The organism is Arthrobacter sp. B0427-1-12, from assembly GCF_059092905.1.
In genome coordinates this window covers 1-6,174 of sequence record NZ_JBNHIC010000102.1, presented here as the reverse complement: position 1 = coordinate 6,174, position 6,174 = coordinate 1, and the positions used below count along the sequence as shown (strand labels likewise).

9 protein-coding genes and 1 pseudogene are annotated in these 6,174 nt (G+C 66.1%); 5 read left to right on the top strand and 5 right to left on the bottom strand.

The features are described from left to right. Positions 1-445 precede the first annotated feature (445 nt). Both AC5RWU_RS23455 and AC5RWU_RS23450 read left to right on the top strand, forming a co-directional pair. Complete coding sequence (locus AC5RWU_RS23455; RefSeq protein ID WP_493986580.1) at positions 446-604, top strand: hypothetical protein; 159 nt, start codon at positions 446-448, stop codon at positions 602-604. Positions 605-606: 2 nt separating this feature from the next. Further along, positions 607-867 (top strand): hypothetical protein, encoded by a 261-nt coding sequence (locus AC5RWU_RS23450; protein ID WP_493986579.1) that lies wholly within the window; start codon positions 607-609, stop codon positions 865-867. 95 nt (positions 868-962) lie between these two features. On the opposite strand, the gene AC5RWU_RS23445 is transcribed toward AC5RWU_RS23450, so the two are convergent. Continuing rightward, a complete protein-coding gene (locus AC5RWU_RS23445; protein ID WP_493986578.1) occupies positions 963-1,238 on the bottom strand; it encodes a DUF3040 domain-containing protein in 276 nt (91 codons plus the stop codon). A 280-nt stretch (positions 1,239-1,518) separates the two neighbouring features. Next, a complete protein-coding gene (locus AC5RWU_RS23440; RefSeq protein WP_493986577.1) occupies positions 1,519-1,791 on the bottom strand; it encodes a DUF3040 domain-containing protein in 273 nt (90 codons plus the stop codon). 290 nt (positions 1,792-2,081) lie between these two features. Between AC5RWU_RS23440 and AC5RWU_RS23435 the strand changes: the two genes are divergently transcribed. After that, entirely contained in the window at positions 2,082-2,252 is a 171-nt protein-coding gene (locus AC5RWU_RS23435) for a hypothetical protein (RefSeq protein WP_494037341.1), read from the top strand. A 657-nt stretch (positions 2,253-2,909) separates the two neighbouring features. Here AC5RWU_RS23435 and AC5RWU_RS23430 read toward each other — a convergent pair. Then, a complete protein-coding gene (locus tag AC5RWU_RS23430; protein ID WP_493986575.1) occupies positions 2,910-3,404 on the bottom strand; it encodes a hypothetical protein in 495 nt (164 codons plus the stop codon). 413 nt (positions 3,405-3,817) lie between these two features. Between AC5RWU_RS23430 and AC5RWU_RS23425 the strand changes: the two are divergent. Continuing rightward, positions 3,818-4,152, top strand: a pseudogene (locus AC5RWU_RS23425) (IS1380 family transposase); the annotation flags it as partial. Between the two features lie 209 nt (positions 4,153-4,361). Here AC5RWU_RS23425 and AC5RWU_RS23420 read toward each other — a convergent pair. Together AC5RWU_RS23420 and AC5RWU_RS23415 are read right to left on the bottom strand one after the other, a co-directional pair. Next, positions 4,362-4,703 (bottom strand): histone-like nucleoid-structuring protein Lsr2, encoded by a 342-nt coding sequence (locus AC5RWU_RS23420; protein WP_493986574.1) that lies wholly within the window; start codon positions 4,701-4,703, stop codon positions 4,362-4,364. Positions 4,704-5,010: 307 nt separating this feature from the next. Next, positions 5,011-5,472 carry a hypothetical protein gene (locus AC5RWU_RS23415; protein ID WP_493986573.1) on the bottom strand — a complete coding sequence of 154 codons (462 nt, stop codon included), beginning with the start codon at positions 5,470-5,472 and terminating at the stop codon, positions 5,011-5,013. A gap of 227 nt (positions 5,473-5,699) precedes the next feature. Here AC5RWU_RS23415 and AC5RWU_RS23410 point away from each other — a divergent pair, with 227 nt between their 5' ends. Next, the gene (locus tag AC5RWU_RS23410; RefSeq protein WP_493986572.1) at positions 5,700-6,083 is read left to right on the top strand and encodes a YegP family protein; all 384 of its coding nucleotides are present in this window, start codon (positions 5,700-5,702) and stop codon (positions 6,081-6,083) included. The last annotated feature ends 91 nt before the right edge of the window (positions 6,084-6,174 follow it).

Below are 6,174 nucleotides of genomic sequence, written 5' to 3'. Positions count from 1 at the left end.
GCCTGCCCCCGCGGCATCAGGATCACCCACGCCATCAAGGAGGTCAGCCAGGCCATCCTCAGCCGCCACATATGAGGCCAAGGCGGCCCGGGAACAGTGAGCGAACAGCCGCCTCATCCTGAGCGATGCACCCGGCTGTCATGGGCATGCTGAGCACAGTCAATGGCATCCTTACGTTGTTACCGGTACCGGGTAGGCTGAAAAGCCCCGGCCGGATCCTCAGCCGTACCGGCGGCGGGCTGAAGACGGTGCAACCGGTGTCATCACCTCTGGTTTATCCGCGCTCCTGCCGGCCCGGGGCGGGGATTGTCCCGGCCGGGAGGCCAATCCTAAAGTGGGCATGCTGGCTTCCCGGCCTCACGCCCCAGGGGCAGGGACCGGGAAGCCTTCCCATATACCGGCCCGGGACCTGCGGTCCTCGAAGCAGTGAAGGACAGAAGCACCGGTGAGACCCACGCGCGTTGCCATCGTTGACAACCACCCCCGGTTCGCCGAGCTGCTCATCAGCGCGCTGAACCGGGAACCGGACCTGGACTGCGTCGGGCACGCCACCGGCGTCGATCCGGCATCCGGCTGTGCCTGGACCGCAGACCCGATGTGGTGATCATGGACCATGATCTGGGCGACGGAACCGGATTGGAAGCCTCCGAGCGGATCCTGGCACAGGACCCGGACATGCGCATCCTGCTGCTCACCGCCAATCCGGCCACCCGGGCCGGAGACACAACCAATCCGGGGATCAGCGCGTTCCTGCCCAAGGGCGGCTCGCTGGCCACCCTGCTGCAGGCCCTCCGAAAAGCAGCCGGCACCACACCCGCGCCCCCGGTCCCGGCGTCCCGCCCGGACACCCGGCACACTCCCAGCTGACCGGCGTTCTTCCTCCTCACCGGCATCCGGAAACGGTAGAGACGGTACCGGTGCTCTACTGGTTCAGGCAGTGGCTCCGTGCGCTCCTGCCGGTCCTAAGGGCAGCTGTCATCCCAACAGCACAAAAAGAAAAACCGCAGAACAGCCGCATACATCAGCAGGTATCCGCCAATGGTGAAAACCGCCAACTCCGAGGCGATGCCGAGGATGAACACAGCCGCGCCCATCACCGCGGTCAGGACCGCCCGGCGCACCGCCCCGGGCGGAGGACCGGCGAACCCCTCGGACAGAATCCGTGCCAGCCTGGGATCCTCGGCGGCCAGTTCACGCTCAAGCTGCGCCAGGCGCCTGTTCTCTTCATACGACAACACCGGACATCTCCCGCATGCTCCGGCACGGGCTTGCCTCAACCGCCGGCAGGCCCGGACCGGTTTGAAACCCCTGAAGGTGTTTCCTCACCTTATTCCCATTATGATCCGCTCCCCCGGCAGGAGCAGTTGCGGCTGTGGCGCGTATGTCGGTCTTATTGGCCGGTGGGTTTGCGGTAGCGGAACAGGAAGGCCATTGGCGTCCGGGCTGGCCGTCGCAAGGTTCGCTGCCCCCATTCTGACAGGCTGCCGGTCAGGCCTGTCCGCCCGCGCCCGACTGCGGTCAGGGGAAGCGGCGGCCGCGATAGCGCAGGCTCACGTATCGGTACACGCCGGCGTACATCAGCACGAACCCGGCCACCCCGAGCAGGGTGAGCTTTGCGGCGATACCGGTAATCAGCAGCACCGCCCCGCCCGCCACGGCCGCCACGGCCAGGACCGTAGACACAACCCGGGCCTTCGGGCCGGAGAACAGTCCGTGAACCGGTTCCGCGTCCCGGGCGCCGAACTCGCGATCCAGTTCCTCCAGCCGCCTGCGCTCTTCATCCGACAACACTGCCGGAACCTCCCGTCACCGGTCCGGAGCCTGCTAGGTCCGTCTTAGGCCTGATTCCTCGAGGCATCCCGTACCTCCTTAAGTATCCGCCCGGCGGAGGATCGGGGCCGGCCACCCGGTGCCCGGATTGACCTGGTGCCCGGCTGGTCCCTGCTGCTCCCCGGATTCCTGTGGCAGGCTTGTGCCCGTGCGGGGTGTACGCCCGCACTGCAGAAAAAATCCCCGGCCGGATTGCTCACCGCACGGGCGGCAGGCAGGCCGAAGCACGGAAAAACCGGTCAACGATGACAATGACTTCGCATGCGCTGCCGGCCAGGATCAGCGGCATCATGCAGGAACCGGCACCGGAATCGGACACCCTGCCCGTCGCCCGGCTCGCCGACAGAATCGGTCGGTGCTTGGGCGGAACGGCCGGGATCAGCCGCAGTGAACTGCCCGCGATGGCCCGGGACCTCAAATAGGCCGCAGCGGACCCGGAACCGGCAGCCGACGAGGAATTCTAAGGACCGTCCCGTCTCCACCGGCACCTGCACACCCTGGGGCAGCACGCACCATAACGTACCGGCTAAACGGACTGCGCCGGACCGTAACCGGTCCGCCTGAACCGTCCCGGACGCCGTGCCGGGACCATTCCGCCGCGCCCGTTGATGCGTTCGGTTCTTCGCTTCTTCCTGCGATGAAGCATCCGAGGCCGCTCACGCCGCCCCACCCAGCACACCGGAGAAGGCCGCACCCGGCCCCGGCTCCGTCTCCAACAAGGATCTGCGGGCCCTGTGGCACCGCCGCGACGAGGCCGAGGAAAAACTGCGGCAGCGCGTGGAAGCGGTCAAAAGAAAAACCAGCCAGTAAGGCCACAGCCGACAACCGCTCCGGTCACCGGTCCTCCCGCTCAGGGAGGCGAGCAGCTACGGACAGCATCGGCCAGAGCCGGTCCGAACGCCGCAGGTTGGCGGGCGAGGCCCCAAATGTTCTTGAATCATGTTCCTGAACCGCAGGATGTCCGGCCGCGGGGGTCCGAAGCCGTAACGGCCCGGCGCACCGGCGGATGGCTCCGGCACCGGTGTGCGGATACCGCAGCACCCGCACGCCGGACCCCGTCACCTGCAGATGCGGGGAGTCTAGCCCTCAGCCGGAGCCGGAGCCTCTTCCTCGACCGGAGCCTCTTCCTCAGCCGGCTCCTCTTCCTCGACCGGCTCCTCTTCCTCAGCCGGCTCCTCTTCCTCGACCGGCTCCTCTTCCTCGACCGGCTCCTCTTCCTCGACCGGCTCCTCTTCCTCAGCCGGCTCCTCTTCCTCAGCCGGCTCCTCTTCCTCAGCCGGAGCCTCTGCCCGAGCCACTGCCCGAGCCTCTGCCCGAGCCCGAGCCTCTGCTCCGTCAGCCTCTGCCTCTGCCTCAGCCTCAGCCTCCGCCTCTGCCTCAGCCTCCGCCTCTTCCTCGGGCTCTTCCTCTTCCTCCATCGGATCCGGCTCAGAGGCGACTATGAATACGGTTTCGGTGGCGACACCGGTGGTGTCTTCGATGTCTTCGCCAGCCTGAGCTCCGGTGACTCCGCCGGCGAGGAAAATGCCGGAAACTGCCGCCGTTCCGATGATCTGCCTGGTCTTGTTCTGCATGGTCTTCTCCGAACATGGGTTTACGAAGTGCCGATCGGCACCCTTTCGGGTTTGCGGATCTTCTCGCTGCAGCCGTTGACGGTTGGGGATGTGAGCGGCAAATGCAGCTAATTCCCAATCCGTAAACCACGGCCATTTTCTCATTCTCGGCTGAAAATGTTAAGGAATTATGTTTCTTCATCAATTCCATATCACGGCGGATTTCAGGATTCCGGCATCTGCCGGTGCTGAGCTGGACCAAAAGCAGATGTGCTCCCGAATCCGTCAGAGACCCGAGGGGCGGCACAGCGCAGTTAGTGTTTTTATGAGGCCGGTGGCCGGGCCGCGTTTTTATACAGTGGAAGGGTGCTCTGAGCTGGGAAAATAGTGGTCGTCGAAGCCGTTATTCAGTCGAGCGATTAAAAACCCTTCCAGTGTTTAATCGCACCCGCGTTTTCCCTTCCGTCCCGGTCGCTTTCACTGGCCAGTCGCTGGTCTCCCACGCCGGTGCCAGGGGTCTGGCCGGATTCGTCGATGCCCTCGGATTCGGACGGCTGTGCGAGGAGCGGCTGGCCCGGTTCGCGCCCTCCGCAGCGGTTCACGGGCCGGGGCTGATCCTGGGCTCACTGGTGGTGTTGCTGGCCTCCGGAGACGAATACGCCTCGGACCTGGACATGCTGCGCGCCCTCCCCGGGGTGCTCGGGACGGTGCCTCGAACGCGACCGTCTCCCGGTTCTTCGAACCCACCGTGGCGAACCCGGAACGGTTCACCTGCAGCCCGGCCCGGGCCGCCAGTTTTCCGTCTTCTACCCGGTCCCGGCGGCCAAAGTGCACACTGGTCGACTGGAACAGCGACAAGCGGTGAAGGGATCAGCACCGGTGTCATGGAGGTGACAGGAATTCATGCACACACCGGTAAACGGCGCATATGAGGGCACATTAAAGTGGGCTGAATGATCTCAGTGTTCCCGTGGTGGATCAGGCCACAGCCTTTTGGTATGCCTCAGCGACTTCGGAGGATATCCGGCCCCGCCCGGAAACGTCATAACCGTGTTCCCTGGCCCATTCACGGATTTTCCGGGTATCCCCACGGCCGGCCCCGGCCGCTGGCCCGGGCCGGGTCTTGCCCCGGGGTGACGCGGCCGCAGGGACCTTGCGGCCGGCCTTCACATACTGCCTGAAGGCCTTACGCAGTGCGGCAGCGTCCCCTGCGGACAGGTCAATTTCATAGTTCGTGCCGTCCATGCCGAAATGCACCGTTTCGTCCGCCGGCCCACCGTCCAGATCAGAGACCAGGACGATTTCCACCTTTTGTGCCATGCGAAGCGACTCCTCAATAACGGGGACAATTTCCCCATATAAATATTACGTATCCCGGCAGCGCTTTTGAAAGCACAGAACGGCCACCAACCGGCCACCACGAGCGGTTCAAAAAAGGCCGATTCAGGAAAGCGCCGGCAGCGGGGTATTTATGGTCTCCCGGGAGCCTTTCCGCCCTTGTCCGGTACCTGCAAAGAATCCGGCACGGACGAGAATGTTCTTGTCGCGCTGACACCCCGGGCACTGCTGCCCTTCAAGGATTCAGGACGTGCTGCCGCAGGTTCCGGCCGGCCGGATGGCCGGTCCTTCATTCCGGACGGGGGATGCCCGGGGCCGGGACCGGGTCGCCGATGCCGTGGATGCGCCAGCGGCCGTCCCCGCATCTGACCAGGGTCAGCACCAGTGCCACGCTGCCGGGGACCCGGCCGCCGGCGGCAGGCTCCAGGATCCTGAACCAGCACACATCCGGCCGGCCCTGTGCCGGTTCGGCATCGATGTCATAGATCGGTGAACCAATGGCGGCGAGGATGTCCCGGGCCAGCGCCAGGCCCCGGTCCGATTCCCACCCCGACAGCGGGGAGACCAGCGACCGCAGGCTCTCCACCAGGACCGTGCCGGCCGGTTCCGTCTGCCCGCGGCGGCTCCAGGCCAGCAGCAGATCACAGAACGCCGCGGCCGTGCCCGCCGGATCGCCTCCCACCCGGACCGCATCCCCTGTGCCGCCCGGCTGCCCTGCACCGCCCGTACTGCCCGGCTCCCCTGTTCCCATGGCGGGATTGTCTCCCGGCCCCGGGCACCGGGCGAAAACGGTGGCCCTTCTGTGACACCACCGCACCGGCCGTGCGTCCGCCCCGGTGCGGCAGACGGACCGGAGCCGGTCCCCTGCGGCGGCCGGGGGCCCGGTTGGGGTTCCGGGAGGTAACCCGGGGGCGGAAACCGCCGGCTCTGCCGGTAGTCTGCGCACAGCACTCAAAATACGCAGGGGGAGGTTCTGTGATGGCCGGAGGATTCGAAATCTTCACCGATGCCGGCGGGCTGCTCCGGTTCCGGCTGACCACCGGCGAAGGTGCGGTCGTGGCGGTCTCGGACGGATTTTCGGACAAAACCGCCATTGTCAGGGCCATCACGGCCGTGCGCGAACACGCCGCCGGCGCGCTGATCACCGATCTGACCCCCCGGCCAAAGAAACCCGGACCAAATAGATCCGGCCCAGGTGAACCGGACCAATCAGGCCCGGCGGTCTCCGCACCGCCCCGGGCACCAACTCATTCCGGCGGACCGACCCCAGCGCAGGCAGCCGGCAGGGAGCCTTCCCCGGGTGCGGCTCCAGTGCCAGAATCGACAGTGTCGTCCGCTTGGTGGGATGTCCTCGACCCGTGATCCTGCCGGCACAGGCGACAGGGCCGGTACCCATGAGCCGGCCAACGGGGCGGGCGGAAACCCCGGAGCAGCGTTTCCGCCCGTTCCATCC